The organism is Chryseobacterium sp. BIGb0232 (assembly GCF_024810195.1).
Lineage (GTDB): Bacteria > Bacteroidota > Bacteroidia > Flavobacteriales > Weeksellaceae > Chryseobacterium > Chryseobacterium pennae.
In genome coordinates this window covers 535,179-558,178 of record NZ_JANUEH010000002.1, presented here as the reverse complement: position 1 = coordinate 558,178, position 23,000 = coordinate 535,179, and the positions used below count along the sequence as shown (strand labels likewise).

Annotated in this window: 20 protein-coding genes and 1 riboswitch; of the genes, 4 read left to right on the top strand and 16 right to left on the bottom strand. The window is 35.2% G+C overall.

All coding sequences use genetic code 11. The annotated features are described in order from the left end of the window. Positions 1-13 precede the first annotated feature (13 nt). Positions 14-664 carry a hypothetical protein gene (locus tag M2372_RS08545; protein WP_148060773.1) on the top strand — a complete coding sequence of 217 codons (651 nt, stop codon included), beginning with the start codon at positions 14-16 and terminating at the stop codon, positions 662-664. Positions 665-796: 132 nt separating this feature from the next. Here M2372_RS08545 and M2372_RS08540 read toward each other — a convergent pair whose 3' ends face one another. The 12 genes from M2372_RS08540 to tsaE form a co-directional block, all read right to left on the bottom strand. Then, positions 797-1,318 carry a hypothetical protein gene (locus tag M2372_RS08540; protein ID WP_228455731.1) on the bottom strand — a complete coding sequence of 174 codons (522 nt, stop codon included), beginning with the start codon at positions 1,316-1,318 and terminating at the stop codon, positions 797-799. A gap of 123 nt (positions 1,319-1,441) precedes the next feature. After that, the gene (locus M2372_RS08535; protein WP_123319902.1) at positions 1,442-2,569 is read right to left on the bottom strand and encodes a lanthionine synthetase LanC family protein; all 1,128 of its coding nucleotides are present in this window, start codon (positions 2,567-2,569) and stop codon (positions 1,442-1,444) included. Next, a complete protein-coding gene (locus M2372_RS08530) occupies positions 2,544-5,579 on the bottom strand; it encodes a lantibiotic dehydratase (RefSeq protein ID WP_123319901.1) in 3,036 nt (1,011 codons plus the stop codon). The genes M2372_RS08535 and M2372_RS08530 overlap by 26 nt, the downstream gene beginning before the upstream one ends. A gap of 43 nt (positions 5,580-5,622) precedes the next feature. Next, positions 5,623-5,844: a class I lanthipeptide gene (locus M2372_RS08525; protein WP_115972467.1), complete on the bottom strand. Its 222-nt coding sequence runs from the start codon at positions 5,842-5,844 to the stop codon at positions 5,623-5,625. 7 nt (positions 5,845-5,851) lie between these two features. Then, complete coding sequence (locus M2372_RS08520; RefSeq protein WP_123319900.1) at positions 5,852-6,505, bottom strand: hypothetical protein; 654 nt, start codon at positions 6,503-6,505, stop codon at positions 5,852-5,854. A gap of 147 nt (positions 6,506-6,652) precedes the next feature. Further along, positions 6,653-7,132, bottom strand: a complete 480-nt coding sequence (locus M2372_RS08515; protein WP_123319899.1) for a hypothetical protein — start codon at positions 7,130-7,132, stop codon at positions 6,653-6,655. Positions 7,133-7,225: 93 nt separating this feature from the next. Beyond that, entirely contained in the window at positions 7,226-9,511 is a 2,286-nt protein-coding gene (locus M2372_RS08510) for a cation:proton antiporter (protein WP_228455730.1), read from the bottom strand. Positions 9,512-9,885: 374 nt separating this feature from the next. Beyond that, a complete protein-coding gene (locus M2372_RS08505) occupies positions 9,886-10,596 on the bottom strand; it encodes a LytTR family DNA-binding domain-containing protein (RefSeq protein WP_123319898.1) in 711 nt (236 codons plus the stop codon). Then, a complete protein-coding gene (locus M2372_RS08500) occupies positions 10,571-11,344 on the bottom strand; it encodes a sensor histidine kinase (RefSeq protein ID WP_123319897.1) in 774 nt (257 codons plus the stop codon). The genes M2372_RS08505 and M2372_RS08500 overlap by 26 nt, the downstream gene beginning before the upstream one ends. Positions 11,345-11,360: 16 nt before the next feature. After that, complete coding sequence (locus M2372_RS08495) at positions 11,361-11,732, bottom strand: hypothetical protein (protein WP_115972471.1); 372 nt, start codon at positions 11,730-11,732, stop codon at positions 11,361-11,363. Further along, complete coding sequence (locus tag M2372_RS08490; protein WP_123319896.1) at positions 11,733-12,923, bottom strand: alanine dehydrogenase; 1,191 nt, start codon at positions 12,921-12,923, stop codon at positions 11,733-11,735. It lies immediately after the preceding gene. A gap of 69 nt (positions 12,924-12,992) precedes the next feature. Next, positions 12,993-13,400 carry a tRNA (adenosine(37)-N6)-threonylcarbamoyltransferase complex ATPase subunit type 1 TsaE gene (gene tsaE / locus M2372_RS08485; protein ID WP_123319895.1) on the bottom strand — a complete coding sequence of 136 codons (408 nt, stop codon included), beginning with the start codon at positions 13,398-13,400 and terminating at the stop codon, positions 12,993-12,995. A gap of 104 nt (positions 13,401-13,504) precedes the next feature. Between tsaE and dnaG the strand changes: the two genes are divergently transcribed. Then, positions 13,505-15,493 carry a DNA primase gene (dnaG, locus tag M2372_RS08480; RefSeq protein ID WP_123319894.1) on the top strand — a complete coding sequence of 663 codons (1,989 nt, stop codon included), beginning with the start codon at positions 13,505-13,507 and terminating at the stop codon, positions 15,491-15,493. Positions 15,494-15,604: 111 nt separating this feature from the next. After that, complete coding sequence (gene clpP / locus M2372_RS08475; RefSeq protein ID WP_115972476.1) at positions 15,605-16,291, top strand: ATP-dependent Clp endopeptidase proteolytic subunit ClpP; 687 nt, start codon at positions 15,605-15,607, stop codon at positions 16,289-16,291. Positions 16,292-16,495: 204 nt separating this feature from the next. Here the strand turns inward: clpP and M2372_RS08470 are convergent, their stop codons facing one another. Continuing rightward, positions 16,496-17,611, bottom strand: a complete 1,116-nt coding sequence (locus M2372_RS08470) for a T9SS type A sorting domain-containing protein (protein ID WP_123319893.1) — start codon at positions 17,609-17,611, stop codon at positions 16,496-16,498. A 70-nt stretch (positions 17,612-17,681) separates the two neighbouring features. Continuing rightward, a riboswitch (cobalamin riboswitch) is annotated at positions 17,682-17,872 on the bottom strand. 255 nt (positions 17,873-18,127) lie between these two features. Between M2372_RS08470 and M2372_RS08465 the strand changes: the two genes are divergently transcribed. Then, entirely contained in the window at positions 18,128-19,393 is a 1,266-nt protein-coding gene (locus M2372_RS08465; protein WP_123319892.1) for an esterase-like activity of phytase family protein, read from the top strand. A 160-nt stretch (positions 19,394-19,553) separates the two neighbouring features. Here M2372_RS08465 and tpiA read toward each other — a convergent pair whose 3' ends face one another. The 3 genes from tpiA to M2372_RS08450 form a co-directional block, all read right to left on the bottom strand. Beyond that, a complete protein-coding gene (gene tpiA, locus M2372_RS08460; protein WP_123319891.1) occupies positions 19,554-20,312 on the bottom strand; it encodes a triose-phosphate isomerase in 759 nt (252 codons plus the stop codon). A 136-nt stretch (positions 20,313-20,448) separates the two neighbouring features. Continuing rightward, the gene (locus M2372_RS08455; protein WP_068942189.1) at positions 20,449-20,826 is read right to left on the bottom strand and encodes a GxxExxY protein; all 378 of its coding nucleotides are present in this window, start codon (positions 20,824-20,826) and stop codon (positions 20,449-20,451) included. 40 nt (positions 20,827-20,866) lie between these two features. After that, the gene (locus M2372_RS08450; RefSeq protein WP_123319890.1) at positions 20,867-22,993 is read right to left on the bottom strand and encodes a S9 family peptidase; all 2,127 of its coding nucleotides are present in this window, start codon (positions 22,991-22,993) and stop codon (positions 20,867-20,869) included. Positions 22,994-23,000 lie beyond the last annotated feature (7 nt).

The window sequence follows — 23,000 nt, the reverse complement described above, 5'->3', positions numbered from 1 at the left end:
AAAATATAATGCTATGAAAAATAAATATTTGCAAAGCTTTCTGATGCTTCTGCTAACTTTCCATTTGGGATATGCGGAAGGTTTTCTTCATACATCGCTGGATTCTTCTTTAAAGAAAGAAGATACCATAAGAATTAAGGAAAGCCTTCATGAAGAAGATATTGAAGCCAATGAATACCTTAAAGACCGGTTAAAGCCCATTCAGTCCAATTTTAAGCGAATCAATTCAATCACTCAATGGACCAACATCAAAAAGAAAAATATTGAAGGCGAGTCTGCAGAAGGTGGGGAAGCTACCTATTATTATAAAAATAACCGTTTGGAAAAAATTATGGCTAGGCATTATGGGGAAATGGGGCAGGTTTTGATTGAGTATTATTTACTGAACGGTAAGCTGTCTTTTGTGTTTGAAAAGGACTATAAGTACAATCGTCCGCTTTTCTACGATGCAAAAGCCATGAAGGAAAATAATGATACCGAGGCTTTTGATTTTGAGAAATCAGAGATTGTTGAAACCCGGAATTATTTTGAAGGCGGATCTCTGATGCATATTGTAAACAGCCAGGACTGTGGAGCTCCTTTCAGTGGAGATTATATGAGAGAAGAGGATAAAAGCATAAAAGATGATTTTAAAAGACTTCTGAAGCTGGAGAAAGCAAAGTAATATTTTATTTCTCCACACAGGTACATAGATGATATTTATATTATAGAAATGAATTGATAGATTATGACTTTAAGTAATACAACAACTAAAGGTAGCTTCCAACTTCCATCTTTTTGTATTTGAAAAAATAAGTTATTTGGTTTCTTTAATGAGATTAAGACGTTCTTCTACCTCTTTAATTTTATTGATCCAGTAATTGATTCCTTCCTGATTAGTAACTGTTTTCTTAAAAGCATTGCGGCTTACAGTCCATAATTTAGAATGGTTTTGCTGATACTCAATTTCACGTTCCCTTTTGGTTTCCGGTTCTATGCGGTATCTCCAATAGACCAGTGAACGCATATATTCTGCACGTATTTTTTCAAAATAAGTGATAATGGCTTTGCGATCTTGGGGAATATATCCCGGCCCTGAACATCCACAGGAATGGAAAGTAATTCCTACCGTATATAGATTACGAATATGTGCCCACTGTTTATGGTCATTTTTCGCCGGTGATTCAAAGTCCAGTCCCATATTGGCCATAAGGTTCCCACATTCGGGGCACTTGGCTTCCACGGAGATCTGAGCATCTCTGTCTACATCTTTTAAAACACGACGTTTGAAGGTTTTCTGACAGTTGAAACAGGCATAATGACCTTTATAAACCATCATGGTATATCGGCACATTGTATTTTTTATTTAATCGTTAAGATATTGTTTATATTGCTGTAAAAATATAAATTTTTATGAGTTTTTAATGAACTAATTATTAATTAAGGAAGATTTATTATTTTTTTATCGGATTAAAAATAAAGAAGACCATTCTTTATTAGGCAAAAGAGATAATCCTATGCCGGAAAGACCTTCTAAAAGCCCTATATTATAGACATATTCATCCGCTGATTTATATAGAAAACAGCATTGTTGATCTTTGGGAGAATAATAAGATTTTGTAATTTCTTGCCAGTAATCACCGGCTTCTTTAAACAGAATATTTCCGGTTTGGTCATAAAATGAATGGTATATCGAAGAAATGCCGGCACTCCCGTGGCAAACCGAAGCATCGGTCACCTTACTGGAATCGTCATGCTTTCTCAGGGTAGTTTTTAAAAGTATTTCCAGTGCTTTATCCTGTAGACTTTTATCCTTAATCAATTTACCTATTTTATAAAGAATACAGGCTATGCCAAGGTCTCCATAGCACCAGGCAAGGCGTGATGCGTACTTTGAATTTTCTTTACTGCCTTCAATGACAGAAGGAAACACAGATTCAGTATTTTCCTCTGATGCATAGGCTAAGAACTCTGATGCCGTTTTTTTGATAAAAGAAATATCCTTGTCAGAATCTGCTATGCAGGCCAAAAGAAAAAGGTTGGGCAGAAAGCCATGGGAAATACCAAAATTTGAAATGTTGTCTTCCTTATTTTTAGGACTTTGCCAGAATAGATCTGTCTTTTTACGAACGATGGTTTCCTTAAGGATATGCAAAAGATCTTTATCAAGTTCTCGGATATCCAATCGATTATTTAGAAAGGGCATCAGGAGACCATTTCCTCCATAAAAAAAATCAAAGTTGTCGTTTTCAAATTCTTCTATAGCCTGTTCCAGCATTACATTACCGATATCTTCAAAATCCAGAAAATCCAGAGCACACCATTGAGAGTTTTCCAGATAGTATGAACAGGAGAGTACTCCTGCCAATCCTGAAGCATAGGAAAGATCAATTCTTTCATTTTCAATATCATTGAAAATAAGATCTCGATATCCAGCTATTTTTTGTTCGGCAGCCTGATCGTATAACTCAGGATAAGCGCTAAAATAATGATGAAGAAATATCAACTCTGAACAGGCTCCGTTCATAAGCCCTATATGCTGGTGTTCGTAGTTTAATATGTTTTTATATATGTGATGAAGTATTGACATTGTTTTTTAAGCTGAAAAATTGTTTTTTTAATATTTTTTCAATGAGGCAGTAGATTAAATACTCATGCAGTCTGTTGTCGCTTCGTACAACACGGATGATATGCATATGGATGATATTGGCAAGATTTCCGAGTGTATTCTCATCCGTTATTGCCGGAAGGTCTTTCTGAATAGCATTACGGAATTTTATATGAACAGGAGAAAGTATTCCATCTGTCTCATTGATGATCCGTTCTATTTCATCAGAAAAAGCTTTATATTTCGCATTGATAAATGAAGTTTTTAATGGCGACATATTAAATTCGCGTGCAAGACTGTTTTTTACTCCGCTTACAAATTGTAGCTGATTTTCCGTACTGAGATTGAACAGACTGAAGTAAAAAAAGATATGCTGTATAGGATACATCCATAAAATATCTGTATTGGCCTCTTCAATATTTTTTTCGATAATGGAAGTAGAAATCAATGAGTCATAAAAGAATATTTTTTCAAAAACCGGAGTTTTATCACCATCATATCGCTCAATTTCTCTTTCATAAGTATCATATGAAATTTTGTGTATTTTTTCACCCAGATACTTTTTAAGCAAAGCATTGAGGTGAGATTTGATTTCCATATGGTTACTTAAGGGAGCAAAAACCCTGAATCTCAGGTGGAAATCGGGATCATAGTACTTTATATAGAAAAAGTGTTCTATGAGTTTATTGGATTGCAGAAAACCAAGAATTCCTACCATTTCACAGATCAAAAGATCGGAAAATACTTTCCCGGTGTAAATTTTTAAATAAATACAGTCATCAACCTCGGGAAACAAAGATCTTGAAACCGCAGAATGTTCTACCTGCGCACGTTTGATTTCATATTTCTGTTCAAATTTTTCGTTTTTAAAAAACAATAAAAATTCGTTATTGATCATTTTTCCTTCTGTATTAAAGGTTACAGGAGTAAATTGATCCGAAAGAGATTCCGTTATTTTTAATTTTTGCTTCTTCTTGAGCTGTGTTAAGAAAGTTTTTCTTGATATTTCCTGATTTAAAAGGATATATAATTCATTGTCTCCTTCTGAAATGAAAAAGTTGCCCTGTATATTAAGCGTATCAAGGTTTTTATCAAAATGGGTAAGAGCCTCTGAAATACTTGTCTTTTTATTTTCAAAGAAATCATGATATTCGATCTGCCAGGTTGCTTTCTTGACAATGAAATTTCCTTTTTGTAATCTGGGGAAAAATTTAAAAAGATTTAATAATGAATCCTCATTAATTAATAGACTGCTGTTATACTGAGCCTGAAAATCGAGAAGGAATTCAAAAACAGGACTGTTCGTAGGATGCATAATATTATAGGCATTGGAAAATACAGGAAGTACTTTTTTACCTAGGGATTTTGACCGCAGAACCACCTGATTGTTCACAACAGAAACATACAGATCGTTTAGTTCTATTTTCTTTTTGCCGCTGATTTCGTCAATATATCCGATATAATATTCTGTATTGATTTTTCTTTCTATTACATTTCCGATTTTTTCAGACGGAAGATGTACAATTTCAGTAATGATGGTATCTTCATCATAATATTTTTTTTCCTGCTCATAAATTTCATCTATTGTGTGGGCAATGTCTTTCTGGTTGGAAAAACGCCCCAGAATTTTTCTTGGTGAATGAAATGAAATATAGTCAATAAAATAAACAGGGTTACCTGTATTTTGATCTAGAAATATAGATGCTTTATAAGATTTGAAAGGGAAGAATTCACTGACCTTTTCCGGGAGAAAAGTTTCGTGATTTTGTCCCAGCTCATTAAGGTCAATGCTTGTTTTTTTATTTTTAAGACAGTTCAGAATAGGGTAAGAATATTGAACCTCTTTTTGATTGAGGGTGATATTTTCCTCCTGCATATTTTCTTTTGGCCATGCCAGAATCAGATTGCCGGCATCTACATTTTCGGAGTTAGCAAATTTTCCGTATCCTACACCAAATTCAATGTCCAAAGCGTGTAATAAACTTACTTCCTGCTGGTCATATTTTTTAATAAAACTCTTCTTAAAACTGACGATTCTGTAAGGAGTCTGATTTTCCAGAGTACTGAATCTTTCAAAAATAGAATCACTTTTTTGAATGTCCTCCAAAAACCTTTTAGGCATGGTATCTGAGGTCTCAAAAAAAAGGTCAATATGTAAAGGAACTTTTTTATGTTCAGGAATTGAAAGAATTTCAGCAACTTTTTTTTCTGTATTACATCGGTCGATATACTTTTTTAGTTCATGAAATTCTGAATTCTCAATATTTTTATCGAGGAAATTGATGATATGTTGTGTTTCACTTCCGGAATAAGACTGAGACGGATTGAGTATCTGTTCGTCCGTAAGTTCATGGAAAAACTCTTCTGCTTCTTCCTGTGTAACGTCATTTTCAGTTTGAATAAAACTGATGATTTCTTCAGGAGTTCTTTCATGTTTACAAAATCTTGCAATAGAACCTATAGATTCATCTTTTTCTATCGTTATTAAGCGATAATCTCTTCCGATAATTCCTGTGTAACACTGAAGAAATTTGTACTCATCAAAAATTTCATACCATGTATTATTGGTGAGATAGGTATCATGTTTTTCCAGTGAATTTACTGTTTTGTAAAGGTATTCCGAGTCAAATCTCAATACCGGATAGGAATGCTTCCATGTTATTTTTGTTGCAGAAGATTCTGATGAATTTTTAAGGGAACCTATACCGGAAAACAGACCAAAAGGGGTGGGTCTTGTAGTATATCGTGAAAGATATTTATATAATGAAATTTCAAGTTTTTCTTTTTGCTCAGCATTTTTTTTTGAAAACTCTTTTGTCATCTCATGATAAAAATTTAATGACGACAGCTTAATAGCATCCATTACTGTCTCATTACAGGAAATATTTTCAATGACATCTGATGTTGCATAAAAGCTGTTTAAATCATCAGGTGAAAGAACGGGAGTTCTCAATATTGTGTAATGAAATGGAGTATATTGCTTTGAGGACATAATATTTTTAAATTGGAGATGACAAAAGAGATCAATTGTTTAATTAGCAGTTACCACAATCTGCAGTACAGTTTGCTTTTGAACAGTTTAGCAGGTGAGTATGCATAAATTTAGACATACAACCGTCTGAACATCCAGCAGTAAACAATCCTACATTCCCATCCATGTCGATGGCTTTACCTCCTTTTATTTCAAAAAGGTTGTTTTTGCTTAAGTTTTGTACATTCTTTTTTGAGATTGTCAATTTTTTGTTTGAATTTTTCATAGTAATTTTATTTTAAAAAATGTTGAGTTGCTTTAGTGAGCCCTTGCCAGGCATGGCCGAGAGAGTGTATCATCTCATCCGGTTCGGCTACAAGATAAAACAGAACGACAGGAATGACAGGTATTAAGCTTAAAAGAACAGCTAATACCGGAGAGATCAGATACATTCCGAAAGGATGACTGAATTTGTTAGTCATATTGCTTGTAATTGCTTTAAAAACAATAAGCATTCTGTCTCTGTAATATAAAAGGATGAGAAAATCAAGAATAATATAATAGCTAAGTCTTGATGCAAAACCATTAACCATAGATGAATCCATAAAAGTAATATCCATGATTAAAATATTAAAGGCAATGGGCAGGAAAAAAAGAGCTCCTATGATAACGGTTTTCTTATAAAGAAGAAGCGCTCCACATAGTACCTGACAAATTCCAATAATTGTTTTAAACGGATTGTGGTCAAAAAGATACCACATCACCTTGAAAAGGCTGAGATCTTTGATGGGCTTATTTAATTCCTCAGGAGAAATACCAAATTGTCCGTCATCGAAAAATTTAGCATATCCAAAAGACAAGAATTGCCATGCAAGCAAAACTCTGCATATCAGAATAAAATAGTCCCAATGTTTACCCTCAAAAGTCTTTTTGGATATAGTAATCATTAAGGTTATTAAGTTTTTTTAAATATATAATAAAATTTTTAAACTTATATAATAAATGCAATAAAAAGTGTGGGTTTTTATATATTTTTTTATTCTGATTAATTTTAATCAGTTGTTTACCAGTGGCTAATGTTGTTTTTTAGTTATTCATGATGTCTTCTTGTCATAACTGATTCCCATAAAACTGCTGGCACTTCGAGGATCATAAACCGACCATACCTTTCCCCATGAAAAAGTGAAAGTACAGCTTGGGTAGGGTGTTTTCTTTTTCCGGGTTGGAGGCATTCCCAAAATTAAAGTCAAAAATTTATTATTTCGGTAAAATACCTGCATCTCCCTTTCCTCGGTCCATTCATTCCAGTCTTTCGCATCAGTGCTTTTCCATGTATTCATGTGAATGCTGTGCAGCCGATCTCCCCAAAAGCAGAGGTTGAGAGAAAGTTCATGGCCTTCTATTTCCACCTCTTTAAAATAATACCAAAAATATCCGGTTTTCACATCCCACCTATTGTGATATTTCTCCTTATAAAAATCAGTTTGTTTCAGCTGATCCAGCAGCATTCCCTTGTACAGATGGGTACCGAAATTTTTCAGTTCCAACGTTCCGTTTTCATTGTTAACCAGCATATTCAAAAAAAATGAAGCTATAAATATACCCGTTTTTCTTTACAGACAACGAATAATATTTACAGCTTCTTATAGAAATAGAAAATATCGGTGTTACGGATTTGATATGATTAATGTTGAAGGAATATCGGAGAGCCAAAGACTCTTCGTATCGATCAGGTTTTTCCAGCTTTTGCTGCTGATGAGCATCAGATCCTGGGAATTCAGGAACTCTTTTTCAATTTTTTTCTCGTTATATAAGGTGATATGATTAGGAGCTACCTGTTCAATGCTTCGGATCAGTTCTTTTACCTCAATATTGTTACGGATCTGTCCTGCAGCATCCAGAATAATGATTTGAGAATTATTATTGTTAATCAGCCTTTTTGCGTATTCCAGAAGGTAAAAATCGCTCAGGTTGAAAATCGGAACAAATACCCTGTCAGCAGTAGTAAAGTCTTTTTCTACAAGAACCCCCACCGGAATGGTGGCTTTGTCCAAAACCTGCAGCGTAAGGTCATCAAAAGGAGAGTTGTTAAAGATATTTCCTTTGCCTTTTACCGTGTTTAATAATTTTTCAGGATTGATGATTTTTGTAGTAAACCCTAATAATCGGCCTAATAAACTGCCTTCATACATAGATTTTCCAAGCATAATCAGAAGAAGGTCATAATTTCCTTTATTGGTAATATTCGTCAGATCACTTTCTACATCTGTAGAAGCTTTAAAGAGGGTAGTGACCTCCAGTTTAAGTTCCTGGGAAGTTTCTATTACATTTTTAAACTGTTCTTTCTCAAAATTTTCGATATCAAAAGCATGGAGTTCATCAACAGGAGCAATATTCATAGCGGTTACACTTTTGTTTCCATTCATTTTATGAGTGAAATTATCGGCCAGTCTAAGAAGTTTACTTCCTGATTTTGCCGTTTCAAAAGATAGAAGAACCCTGTATTTGGTATCATCATCTTCAGGCTCTTCTTCAATCATGGACTCTTTTCCTTTGAAAAGGTAATTGATAAGATCCAGACATGGACCTGTCATAAAAGTGGTAAATAAAGCCATAATTACAAGCAATGCAAATAATTCCGGGCCTAATACTCCAAGATCGTATCCGATATTAAGTACAATAAGCTCTGTAAGCCCTCTCGTATTCATAAGTGCTCCTATCGTGAGACTGTCTTTCCAGCTTATGTTCAGGAATTTTGCGGTGAGTGCACTTCCTACAAATTTTCCGGTGACCGCGGTAAGTATGATAAGGCCCCCGATTTTCCAAAGGTGAGGATCGTTGAGGAGCCCAATTTGGGTTCTCAATCCTGTAAATACAAAGAAAAGAGGAAGTAACAGAACTAATGCAACATCTTCTACTTTCTCTATGAAAAGGTTTCGGAATTTTACATTCTCAGGCATAATAGCTCCTGCCATAAACGCCCCGAAAAGCGCATGAATCCCAATAACTTCGGTTGCATATGATGAAATAATCAATACAAGAAAGAATATAGCAACCAATCCTTTATTGATAAAGCCTTTTCCCTTTTGAGACTCAGCGATTCTGTTTAAGAAAGGTCTTACAGCTTTGATCATGATATAAACATACAGGATAGCCATCAGAATAACAAATACCGATCCTGAAAAAGATCCAGCCTTTACAATCGCAATCACAGCAGCTAAAATACACCAGGCTGTAATATCATCAGCTGCAGCACAGGTAATCACGACGGTGCCTATTTTCGTTTTGTGAAGATTTCGTTCCTGAACAATCCTTGCCAACACAGGAAATGCTGTAATACTCATGGCAATGGCTATAAATAAGGCGAATGAACTGAACTGAATTCCTTCCGGTGCAAATTCTTTATAAATGAAATAAGAAAGCCCTACTCCTAATGCAAATGGAATGATAATACTGGCATGGCTTATAACAACGGCATCATGTGCTTTTTTTCGCAAAACACTCAGATCCAGTTCCATTCCAACAATATACATAAACAGGATAAGTCCGATCTGGCTTAAAAACTGTAAGTTAGGCAACGATTCTTTAGGGAAAATAAATGCCGAAAGCTCAGGGAAATATAATCCGAAAAGTGATGGTCCCAAAACAATACCAGCAATCATTTCACCAATTACAGAGGGCTGTTTCAGCTTTATGCAGATCCATCCGAAAAGTTTGGCAACTAAAATAATGGTGACGATCTGTGCAAGAAGAAGAGCTAGCGGATGATGAAGGTTTATCAGAAATGAATCAACAAAATTTTCCCACATCGTAGAACCTGTAGCTTTGCTGGGAGTAATATTCTCCCCAACTTCCAGAGTTTTACCCTCTACAAAAAACCAATACATTAAGCATGAAAAAAATGCAATTGTACTGATGTAAAATATAATATTTTTATATTTCCCCAAATTCATGATTCCTATTATTTTGATGCAAAGTTGATAAGAATAAACTGAGATTAAAATAGTTTGTTTTTTAAATGTAATGAATACAGTAAAAAATGTAATAAAAATCCTGATATTGAAATGTCTTCCTGAATTTGGCTTAGGAAACTTGAGCGTTAAGAAAATGAAGTCTGTGAACGTTAAGAAAACTGTCTAGGATTACTTATTGATAATAAAATAGATTGCTAGCGTACGGGTTCAGAGTTTTTAGAGAACAGATTTAATTTTTAGCGGAAGGTTCCAGGTCTTGAATTTTTGTTCTTTTGTTTCAAGACAGAAGAACATATATAAATAATTGGGTAGCAGATATTACTGATTATAGGAAACAGGGAAAATTATTGGGATTATTTTGTAAACAACTCCATTAGTGAATTTTTGTAAGCATCACCAATCTGAAGCTTAAGAAAATGATCATCTTCGGTAGAAATAGTGGTAATAATTTCGTTGGTTCCTAATACTTTAATGAAAGATAATGCAATGATCTCTTTTTTATTAACCTGTGCAAAATCCTTAGTGGGCAACATTTCCAGAAGGCTTTTAAAATTAAGATTCTTTAAAACGATGGTAGTTCCGTCATTGAGCATAATATCCTTATCGCGGCTGTCTATTTCAGATGTTTTAATGTAAGCGATTTGTTCCGTTAAAATAACGGTTTTACCAATATTGCTGTTCCATTCGATAAAGGTTTTCTTCTGAATCGTGCTGATTTGTTCTTTTGCTTTTTCAAAAGCCTGCACCAATCGTTCTTTTTTGATCGGCTTTCTTACATAATCTACTACGTTGAGATCAAAAGCTTCAGCTGCGTATTCTTTATAGGCTGTGGTGAAGATGATTTTTTTGGAACCGGAGATGATTTCTGCCACCTGAAGTCCTGTCATTCCAGGCATCTCAATATCCAGAATACAAAGGTTGCAGTCAAGGGAATTAATCTCGTTCAGGAAGATTTTAGGATCATTGAAAGCCTTTACAACTTCTACGTCATCAATCTGTTCACATAAAAGTTTTAAATAGCTGATGGCTAATAATTCATCATCCAGAATAACGCATTTTATCATAGAATTCTCCTAAATTGATTTTTAATTCTGCAGTGAAGATACCGTTTTTTGAACTTTTTTCAACCTGATAGTGGGTATTATAGATCATTTTTAATCGCTGATCCAAAGACTGGCTTCCAAAACCACTTTTTTCCTTTTCCAGATTATTCTTTAAGGAAGCTTTATTGCTCACTTTCATGGTGAATGTCCGGTTTTCAAGTTCCATGAAAATAGAAATAAAAGAATCCTGAGCCAGAAAATCTGTATGTTTAAAGGCATTTTCGATAAGATCAACGGAGATAAGAGGGGCAAAAACCTTCTCCTCATATAGAGAATCCGATTTATTGATCTTGAATTTTATTCTAAAGTCGAAGAGAGGATTCACTTTAATTTTATTGATCTCAATAAGGTTTAAAGCGAAGTTTAACTCTTCTTTTGGACTTACATATTTATTGTTGCTTTCGTATAAAATATAATCCAGTACATTAGCCAGCTTATCCAGAGACATATAGGTCTGGTAAGCGTGAGACTGAACAGAATTCAGAATGTTTTTAAACAGATGTGGATTCAGTTTTGTTCCGATATGCTCCAAACGAACCTCATTCAGCCTTTGCTCAATAATTTTATTGGATTCTGAAAGCTTGGTATTTCGCTGTTTCAGCTTTTGATTTTGGCTGAAGAGATAGATACTGGCTGCCAGAAAAAGAAAAATGGCAAAAACTCCGATGAATATCAGATAATCATGAATCATGTAGTAATTGCCTTCCATAGCTTGTTTTTGAAAACTATTTAAGTTTTTTTAAACTAATAAAACCTGCGTGATCTTCACATTTATCGAAATGAATTTCGAACCTCGGATTTTTTTCAGGATAGGTGATAAGATAATCCGGGCAAGGTTTCTTTTGTGCATGGCTGCGATCAAAATCTACTTTTCCGTTAGTAATGATGCTGTCTTTTAAAAACTTTTCATCAATATTATTTAAAATCATTTCATTATGAAATTCTTCTGAATATTGAAATTCTTTAGAAAGTGTTTCGGCAATTACGCGGCTGTTCGGTAAATAACCGCTGCAGCTTGCGCCTTTTTTGTTTAATATAAAAAATACGATAACTAGCCCCGGAAGGAAGCCTATTGCATAAAATTTAAGTTTTTTCATTTAGAAAATTAAAAGATTGATATCGTGGTACGTAAGTCCGAAACGGTCACAGATGATCTTTTTAGTATGTCTTCCTTTGTACATATATAAGCTCTGCTTCATTTCATTTTTTCGGATCAGCATGTTTTCAAAGCCGCCCTCTTCGTCATAATTTAAAATATAGGAAAGGAAGAAATTGGAGATAGCCTTGGTAGTGGTTCTCGGCATTCTTGATGTAAGGTTCGGAAGTCCGCAATGGATTACCCCATGTTTGATCACATAAGGATCTTCCATGGTAGTAAGCTCTGACGTTTCAATAACCTTACCGTTGTCTATGGTAATATCGATGATGACACTGCCTTTTTTCATTTTCATGACCATATCTTCAGTCACAATGGGCGTCATATTTAATCTTGGAAGGGCTCCGATCACTACATCAGCACGTCTTAAGCTTTTGCTGAGCTCTTTAGGATCGATAACGGAAGTCGGAACACGGCTGTCTACCATGGTGTGAAGCCTTCTTAATTTTGATAAAGAGTTGTCGAAGACTTTTACACTTGCTCCTAAGCCGATGGCTGCCTTTGTAGCAAATTCACCTACAATTCCGGCGCCCAGAATAACTACTTCAGCAGGTCTTACTCCTGTAATTCCCCCAAGCATTAAACCATTGGATAGGGCTAATAATTCTGAAGCATATAAAATAGAAACGGTTCCTGCAATTTCACCGATTAATCTTACCAACGCCAGCTGTTTGTATTCATCAACGATAAATTCAAAAGCAATGGCATTTATTTTTTTCTCTGCAAGTTTAAGGAAATACTCCTTGTCTCTAAGGTTGATCTGAAGTGCTGAAACCATGTAAGTATTAGGCTTCATAAAATCAATTTCATCCAAAGTGGGAGGATTGATTTTCAGGATCAGATCCTGCCCGAATGCTTCTTTAGGATCATTAGTAATCTTTGCCCCAGATTCCGAATATTGCAAATCTGTAAAAAAAGAACCTTCTCCGGCTCCTGCTTCTATGATAATTTCATGGCCATGTTCTACCAATACCTGTACAGCGTCCGGAGTAATGCAGGTTCTCCTTTCGTTGAGACAGGTTTCCTTAGGAATTCCAATACTGAACTGTTTTCCCTTCTTTATAACCTCCAATTTTTCCTCTTTCGGCATCAATTCTTCTTCTGTGAAAGGAGTAAAAATATTTGTGCTCATCCTTAAATTAAATTATGTCTTACAGATTGTTATTTTAATACTGAATTAATAAGCAAAGATACATAATATTTACTCGAATGAAACTTCTCTGTTTTCACCCGTGTTCACAATACTCATTGTGTGATAGTTGAGCCCGTAGAGCTCGTCTTCATACACTTCCGGCCATTCAATAATACATAAAAAAGAGTTATCGAGATATTCTTCAATCCCAATATCATATACTTCTTCAATGTTTTTTAAGCGGTAAAGATCGAAATGAAATATTTTTCCTTTTGAGGTATTGTATTCATTTACGATAGAATAGGTAGGAGAGTTTACTTCATCCTCACTTCCCAGTTTTTTAAGCAAAAACTGAGAAAAAGTGGTTTTTCCTGCTCCCAGATTTCCTTTAAGTAAAAGAATATTATGTTTTAATTCAGGAAGAATGGTGTCAACAACTTCCTGCCAGTCTTCGATTGTATGTATAGTGAATTGCATAGGCTGATTTGTTTGCAAAAATAATGATAAAACAGTCGATATATATAACTAGTTATATAAAGTTATATAATTGTAAGGTTTTTTTTTATGTGTATTTTTGCATTATGATTTCGAAGCAGACAATAGACAAAATTTTCTCAACGATACGGGTAGAAGAGATAGTAGGAGAGTACGTTCAGTTGAAAAGAGCGGGGTCTAACTTTAAAGGCCTCAGTCCTTTTCATGAAGAAAAGTCTCCCAGTTTTGTTGTTTCGCCAAGTAAGCAGATCTGGAAAGATTTCTCTACTGGAAAAGGAGGAACTGCGATTTCCTTTTTAATGGAAATTGAAAACTTCACTTATCCTGAAGCTCTCCGTCATGCCGCTAAAAAATACGGAATTGAAATTGAAGAAGATCTGCGTGAAATTTCTGAAGAAGCAAAACATGCACAGACAGAAAAAGATCTGTTGTTTAAAATTCATGAAGTAGCTAATACTTATTTTCAGGAAATCCTTTGGGATAACAAAGAGGGAAGAAGTATAGGATTATCCTACTTTAAAGAAAGAGAACTTAAAGATGATATTATTAATAAGTTCCAACTTGGATATTCTCCAGAACAAAAGAATGCATTTACCGCTTATGCTTTAGAGAAAGGCTATACTAAAGAGATTCTTGAAAAATCAGGGCTTTCTATTTTTCCTGAAAATACTCCGGCAGGTGTTGACAGATTCCGTGAAAGGGTAATTTTCCCGATCCATAGTTTCTCAGGAAGGGTTTTGGGTTTTGGAGCGAGAATCCTTAAGAATAATGTAAAAACAGCAAAGTATCTCAATTCACCGGAAACAGAGATCTATCATAAATCCAATGTTCTTTACGGGTTAAACCAAAGTAAGCAGGCCATTTCAAGAAAGAATGGCTGTCTTTTGGTGGAAGGATATATGGATGTGATTTCACTTCATATGTCCGGAATTGAAAACGTTGTAGCAAGTTCCGGAACTTCCCTTACCACTGAGCAGATTAAGTTGATTAAGAGACTTACGGAAAACGTAACGATTCTTTTTGATGGAGATAATGCAGGGATTAAAGCCAGTTTCAGAAGCATTGATATGTTGCTGACAGAAGGGATGAACATCCGTGTTTTGCTGTTCCCTGATGGTGATGACCCGGATTCCTTTGCCAGAAAACATCCGCAGGAATATGTAGAAAAATACATTGAAAATGAAGCGATGGATTTCATCGATTTTAAGGCGGAAATTCTATTGCGGGATGTTGGAAATGATCCTATCAAAAAGGCGGAAGCAATTCGTGATATCGTAAAATCAGTTTCCTTTGTACAGAACGCACTGAAAAGGGAAGTATATCTGAAGGAGGTTTCCAATAAATTTGGACTTTCTGAACAGAGTCTTTTCAATGAACTGGATGTTCAGAAGCAGATTACGCAGAATCAGACCCATCATGTTCAGCAACAGCAACAGAAGGAAAAAGCGGCTCCAAAGCTGGAGATTGTTCCTCCGGATAAAGAAAAAGAAGACCCTTTTTTGTTTGAAGTATTGTTTATGGAGAACAAACTTGTTGAGCATATGTTAGCATTTGGAGATATTGTTCTTAAAAGGAAAAATGAAAATAATGAAGAATATCAGATAACAGTTATTGAAGAAATTATTCATCACTTTGAAGAGGAACAGTATACATTTTTAGTTAAAGGAAATGAGATCATTATCAACCAGGTCAAAGAAGGAATTCAGAAAGATGAATTGAGAAGTGGAAACTTTTTTGTATCTTTTATGGATGAAGAAATTACCACAAAGGTTGTAGATGCACTGATTCCTTTGGATGAACTTGAAAATTGGGCGTCCAGAAATATTTATCCGCCGAATTACGGAGATAAGGTTGCAGATCAGATCCAGGGTGATGTTTTACTGCATAAATACAGATATATTGATTATCTGATTACTGAAACCGCGAAAGAACTGGATCAACACAGCAGTACGGATGAAGTAAAATATTATGAGCTGATAAAAAAAATTACTTTGTTAAAACAAGCTTCCATCAGACTTAGCAATATCATTGAATATTCCCCGATTAAAGGGATATATGTGGATAGGAAAAGATAGTTTAAAGACAGAATAATTACAGATTCTATGACAAAAAGTCCTATAAAATTTTAGGAATAAATATTGTAATTTAAACTTCGGAAATATTTTAAAATAATACATAATATCAATATGGACATTAAAAAAGAATTCAGAGATTTCTCTGTAAAACATTTAGGAAACAACGGTCTGGCTACCGATCAGTATATGGGAATGTATGGCCCAACGAATTTAACTCCGTACATCATGGAAGAAAGAAGATTAAACGTTGCTCAGATGGACGTTTTTTCCCGTCTGATGATGGATAGAATTATCTTCCTGGGAACTGGAATTGACGATCAGGTAGCGAATATCGTTACTGCTCAGCTTTTATTCCTGGAAAGTGCAGATCCGTCTAAAGATATTCAGATCTATATCAACTCTCCTGGTGGAAGTGTATATGCCGGTTTAGGTATTTATGACACCATGCAGATTATTAAGCCGGATGTAGCGACAATCTGTACAGGAATGGCTGCTTCTATGGGAGCAGTATTATTGGTTGCAGGAGAAAAAGGAAAGCGTTCTGCGCTTAAACATTCAAGAGTAATGATTCACCAGCCTTCAGGAGGTGCTCAGGGAGTAGCTTCCGATATGGAGATCAACTTAAGAGAGATGTTGAAATTGAAGCAGGAGCTTTATGACATTATTGCTCATCATTCAGGACAGACTTACGAATGGGTAGAGAAATCTTCCGACAGGGATTACTGGATGACTTCTGAAGAAGCTAAAAGCTACGGTATGGTAGATGAGGTTCTTCAAAGATCTACAGAGAAAAAATAATTGATTGTATAATCATAATGAAAAACGCATCCAACTTGGATGCGTTTTTTTGTTTGCGACGAATACGCGAATTTTTATTGTACGTTTCATAGCGGATTACTATGACGAAGAAATATCAAAATTGAAGACGCGATATTCCCCTCCGATGGAGGGGTGTCGAAAATTCAAAGAATTTTTGACGGGGTGATTTACCCATCTCCCTCTTTACTTCTTCACTATCTTATGTACAGTAGAACCACTCTTAGTCTTAACCTCAACCCAGTATACACCGGTATTTAAAGATGTAATATTAATCTTAGATGCCTGGGAAGTCATCACTTTCTGTCCTAAAGAAGAATAAATATTGACTTCTTTGATATTATCAGGAGTTTCAATCTGAATAAAATCACTTGCCGGATTTGGATAAATATTGAATAATGCTTTCTTGTTTACTGAAGCCACCGATAATGTAGCGTTATGTGCTTCAGTCGGGGTGAAAGGTCTTCTTTGTCCGAAACTTAATCCTAACCATGTATTGTTATTCAATTGTATCTGGCTGAGATCAGTTTTTTTCTGCCAGCTAGAAAGGTCTTCTCCGGTGTATAATTTCCAGTTTTCTGTTCCGGAGTTATTTCCTGTGAAGGTATTGAGTGATAGATTGGAAATTTGGTTATTGCTGGAAGTGAAATTGAAATAGGAAGCTTGTGACTGGATAAGCTGCAAAGCCTGTTCCGCTGTTATACTGCCATTATATTGAATTCCAAAAACAAATGAATTGGCTTGATCATTAGAATTATTAGTTCCAAAATCTACCACAACAAGACTTTTATTGGTTCCTGTTCCAATCCAATGGGTAATTTGTGATGAAGTATACCATTGGGAACTGTAAGCGGGTACTGGAGTTGATGGTGGGGTATCAATTTCATCCATTCCATAGGTTATTCCAAACCATAGTCCGTCTGTTAAAGCAGTATATCCTACACCATTATTTTGATTGGACATATTCCCTGCATTAGGTCCCGACCAGGTAATCCAGTAATCATCTGTACTTGGAGTATGATGATTGTATGTGAAGCTGTACAGGAACCCTGAAGGAATGTCAGCCTCTATTTTAGGCTCTGCTTCTACAATAGCATTAACCATATCTTCCGCCATTAAATTATCATCATCAAAACGATAACCCCAAACATAAGAATTAGGCGTGTTGTTGTCATTAAAATCAGCAATGAAATAGGCCTTTTTAGAACCGGTTCCCACCCAAAACTTAATGTCATTTTCTGTGAATTGAGCGAAGAAAAACTGCGTACAAAGCAGTAAGAAAAAAAAATAGATTTTTCTCATAATATAATTAAATTAAAGTTTTATTCCCGAAACTTATTAATAGGAAGAGACTGGTATAGTCTGATTCTAAAATTAAAAGTTTATTCAAGGCAGGTCTCCTGGCTCGCATCCTATAGCTAACCTTCCCGGATTTTGGTCCAGTGGTATCATACAGCTACAGGTAAAACAGCTTACAGTTGCGGGTACAGCTCAAGATTTGAATAATATTCTCACTTAATTCCCTATTATGAACAGTGTTCAACCTTAAAGACCGCAAATATATCATATAAATTTTTGATGCCTATTTTGTGAATTACATACCTGTTTTAACCTTTTATTAAAGGTTAATTGTATTTTCTGAATTTGAATTTGTTGATTGGTAATGGATTGGGTTTATGTGTTCGGATTTTTAAGTTAAATATGAATTTTTGTTGTTTATACTGAATTCATCTTTAGGTTCTATTGTTAAAATACAATTATCATTGCATTCAAGATCAGTTTATAATCAAGTTATACTTTCGCGCCATAAAAGTTAATATGAAAAAATTACTATTATCTGCTTTGATGATGACTGTATTATGGTCATGTAAAGATGATGACAATAATGTAAATAACCAGGATATTAATTATTCTAAACTTCCGCAGGAATTTCCATTTTCTACTTTGGCAACAATAAACGGAGTAGCTGTGATCAATGGTGGATTTGGCTCCGGAGCTGCTGCTCACCCTACAAGAAAAGGAGAGTTTTATGTGATTACAGACCGTGGTCCGAATACAGATTATCAGAATGGTAAAAAATTTTTAACTCCCAATTTTACTCCAACCATTATGCATTTTAAAATTAATGCTGAAGGGAATGTAGAAGTAATCAAATATATTAAACTTAAAAATCCATCCGGACAGCCTATTACAGGACTTCCAAACCCAGTAGGAATGGGAAGTACAGGTGAAGTAGCTTATGATGCATCAGGAAATGTTCTGGGAACGGATAAATATGGCTTAGACAGTGAAAGTATTGTAGCTGCATCAGATGGTACATTCTGGGTTTCTGATGAATACGGACCGCACATTGTTCATTATAGTGCTGATGGAGTAGAGCTGGAAAGAATAAGCCCGATTGGGGTAAATACAGGAAGTAGAAAATTACCTGCCGTTTTAGCTAAAAGAAGAGCCAACAGAGGCATGGAAGGTCTTTGTATAACTCCGGACGGGAAAACATTGGTGGGGACAATACAGTCCATGATGTTGGTGCCTTCAAAAGCTTTGGCAACGAACACAACCTTAACGAGAATCGTAACTTTCGATATCAGTACCGGAAAAACGAAACAATATCTGTATAGACAGGATGGCGGTGCCTCGGATTCTGTTTGTGACATTACAGCATTAGGAAATAATGAATTTCTTGTGATTGAAAGAGATGGTAATTTCGGAACACAGGGCGGAATTAAAAAGGTATACAGAATCAACTTAAGTGATGCAACGGATGTTACCGGAACTGACCTTGCAGCTGTAGACGGAATGAAAGTAAACGGAAAAGCGCTGGAACAGTGTACCTGGGATGAACTTGCCAACGCAGGAATTAAACCTGTTTCTAAAAAACTAGCGGTAGACCTGGTTGCTAAACTAGGATATGAGCACGATAAATTTGAGGGAATTGTTTATTTAGGAAACAATAAACTGGCTGTTTTCAATGATGATGACTTTGGGGTAGTAGATGATGGAAACGGAAATCCTAAAGCAAAAATACTTCCTAAAACAGGGAAGGTAGACAAAGGAACTATGTATATAGTCGATATTCAATAATTAGATTTTTTTAACGGAAAGCGGCGGGATTTATTCCGCCGTTTTTTATCGTATATCATTTAAATGGTTCCGCCGAGCTGGCTTTAGCCAAAACCTATAATAAAAGCCCCTGAAAAGTACTTTTCAGGGGCTTTGTATGTGTATATTGGTCTTCTCAATACTAGTTGAAAGCCTCAATGATCTTAGAGAAATCTTCTAATTTCAAAGCAGCACCTCCAATCAGACCACCATCAATATCTGGCTGAGAGAAGATTTCTTTAGCGTTATCCGGCTTCACAGAACCTCCATAAAGGATAGAAACCTCATCTGCTACTTCCTGTCCGTATTTAGCAGCAATCGTATTTCTGATGTGTGCGTGGATTTCCTGAGCCTGCTCCGGGCTTGCTGTTTCCCCTGTTCCGATCGCCCAAACCGGTTCGTAAGCGATAACTACCTTTTTGATCTCTTCTGCTGAAAGGGTAAAAAGAGCTACTTCAGTTTGATTTTTAACCACTTCAAGATGTTGACCCGCTTTTCTTTGCTCAAGTGTTTCCCCGTTACAATAGATTGGGGTAAGACCTTTATCCAAAGCTAATTTTACTTTTCTGTTGCAGTGAGAATCTGTTTCTCCGTGATATTGTCTTCTTTCAGAATGTCCAATTAATGAACCTGTAGCATCGATAGATTCTAACATATCAGCAGAAATTTCTCCTGTATAGGCACCACTTTCGTGCTCGCTCATGTCCTGAGAGAATACTCCAATTTCATCCTTTTCAAAGATATCTTTAGCCATCATTAAGTATAAAGATGGAGGAGCGATCCAAACCTCACAGTTCGTAGCATTATTGTTTTTATAGCTTAGCAATTGAATCATTAATTGTTGTGCATCAATTACATTTTTGTTCATTTTCCAGTTGCCTGCAACTATTTTTCTTCTCATAAGATTTATATTGATTTATTTTACTTTTTAATTAAATTTTTACTTTGCATCTGCGTTATCTGCAAAATCTGCATGTATTATTTTTTCTCTCGCAGATTAGTTTGATTTCGCAGATAAATGTAGTTTTAATAGATCTTTACAGATTATTGACCACTCTTTTTATATTATCTAAAATATTGGTTGTATTAAAGTTAATTAATAGCCCCAGTTTCTTGTCAGACAATCTCAAATAAGTATATAATTGTTTATAATAAACATTATCCAGCTCTTTTACAGATTTTAATTCTAAAATAACTTTATCTTCCACTAAAATGTCAATTTTAAAATTGATATCAAATTTTTTATTGTCATAATAAACAGGAAGTAAAACTTCAGACTTAACGCTCAATCCATTTTCTTCTAATTCGTAGATGAGAATTTTTTGATACACAGATTCAAGCAAACCAGGACCTAGCTGATTATAAACTTTGAAAACAGACTTTCGTACAATATATGAAATTTCATTTTCTGTCATAAAGTATTAATCTGCGTTATCTGCAAAATCTGCGAGAGCCTTATTTACTAATCCCTTCCAATTTAAACATAAAAGCATACACTAAAGCTAGATCCTTCAGATAATCAAATCTTCCGGAAGCCCCTCCGTGACCGTAATCCATGTCTGTTTTTAATAATAATACGTTTTTATCCGTTTTCATATCTCTCAGTTTAGCTACCCATTTTGCAGGTTCAAAATACTGTACCTGGGAATCATGAAGACCCGTTGTTACCAATAGATTTGGATAGTTTTTCTTTTCGATATTTTCATAAGGGGAGTAAGATTTCATATAGAGGTAAGCCTCTTTATTGTTGGGATTACCCCATTCGTCATACTCGTTGGTCGTTAAAGGAATACTGGTATCAAGCATGGTATTGATAACATCTACGAAAGGAACCTGCGAAATCACACCATTCCAAAGGCTAGGGTTCATATTAGCGATAGCTCCCATTAACAATCCTCCGGCACTTCCACCCTGAGCATATAAATGTTTAGGCGAGGTATATTTTTCTTTCACAAGATATTCTCCTGCATCAATGAAATCGGTAAATGTGTTTTTCTTTTTCATCATTTTCCCGTCTTCATACCATTGCCTTCCCATTTCCTGGCCGCCGCGGATGTGAGCAATAGCATAGGCAAAACCTCTGTCCAGAAGACTTAATCTTGTGCTGCTGAATGTAGCATCCATAGAACTTCCGTATGAACCGTAAGCATAAAGAAGAAGTGGATTGTTCCCTTCTTTTTTTAATCCTTTTTTGTAGACAATAGATATTGGAATCCGGGTTCCATCTTTTGCGGTAGCAAAAAGCCTTTCTGTTGTATAAAGATCTTTGTTATAGCCACCCAGAACTTCCTGCTGTTTCAAAAGATTTCTTTTGCCTGTTTTTAAATCCTGTTCATACTGAGAACTTGGTGTAATCATGGATGTATACCCGAAACGGAAATTATCTGTATTATACTCAGGATTTCCTGATGGATAAACAGTGTAAGCTGCTTCATCAAATTTTAGAAAATCATTTTTACCTGTTTTTCTGTCATAGATTACCAATTGAGTGAGCCCATTCTGCCTTTCACTGAACACAAGATAATTCTTAAACTCAGTAATTCCTTCCATCAGAACCTCTTTTCTGTGAGGTATAAAATCTTTCCAGTTCTCAATACCTGTTTTATTTAAAGGTGTTTCTACAACTTTAAAGTTAAGAGCATCCTTATTGGTGGTAATTAAAAATTTATCTTCCAGTGGAGTAACATCATACAGGACATCTTTTATTCTAGGCTGAAAAACCTTAAATGTTCCGTTGGGTTCATTGGCATCAAGATATCTGGTTTCAGAAGAGGTGGTAGCCTGAGAATAGATCATAATAAATTTCTCATTCTTAGATTTTCCTACACCAATATAGTTGGTTTTATCCTTTTCCTCATATACCAGGGCATCCTTTGAAGAATCAGTTCCCAGAGTATGTCTGAAAATCTTTTCTGTTAAAAGAGTTTCCGGGTTCTTTGAAGTATAAAATATCGTTTTGTTATCATTCGCCCATGTCGCTGATCCTGTTGTATTTTTAATACCCAGATCAATGGTTTTTCCTGTTGACAGATCTTTTAAAAATAATTTATACTGTCTTCGGGATACATCATCCACACCATAAATAAGTTTTGTATTATCTGGACTGATCGTGAAGCCTGAGGCCGAATAATAGGAATGTCCTTCAGCCTGTTTGTCAACATCCAAAAGAATTTCTTCTGGAGCCGTAAGACTTCCTTTTTTTCTACAATACTTAAAATACTGTTTTCCTGCTTCTGTACGGGTGTAATAATAATATCCGTTTTTGAAAACCGGAACAGATTCATCTTTTTCTTTAATTCTGGCTTTCATCTCCTGGAAAAGCTTTTCTCTGAAAGGTTCTGTATCTTTCATCATGCCTTCCCAATAGGTGTTTTCAACTTTTAAATAATCAACAACTTTGGTAGAATCTTTTCCTTTTTTAAAATAATCGATCATCCAGTAATAAGGATCATTGACCTTATCACCATGGATTTCTCTGATGTGTTCCTGTTTTTCTGCAACAGGAGCTTTCAGGTCCGGAAATTTCTGAGATTGAAATGTAGATGCACTCATTACTAATAGTCCTAGATAAATTTTTTTCATGGTATTT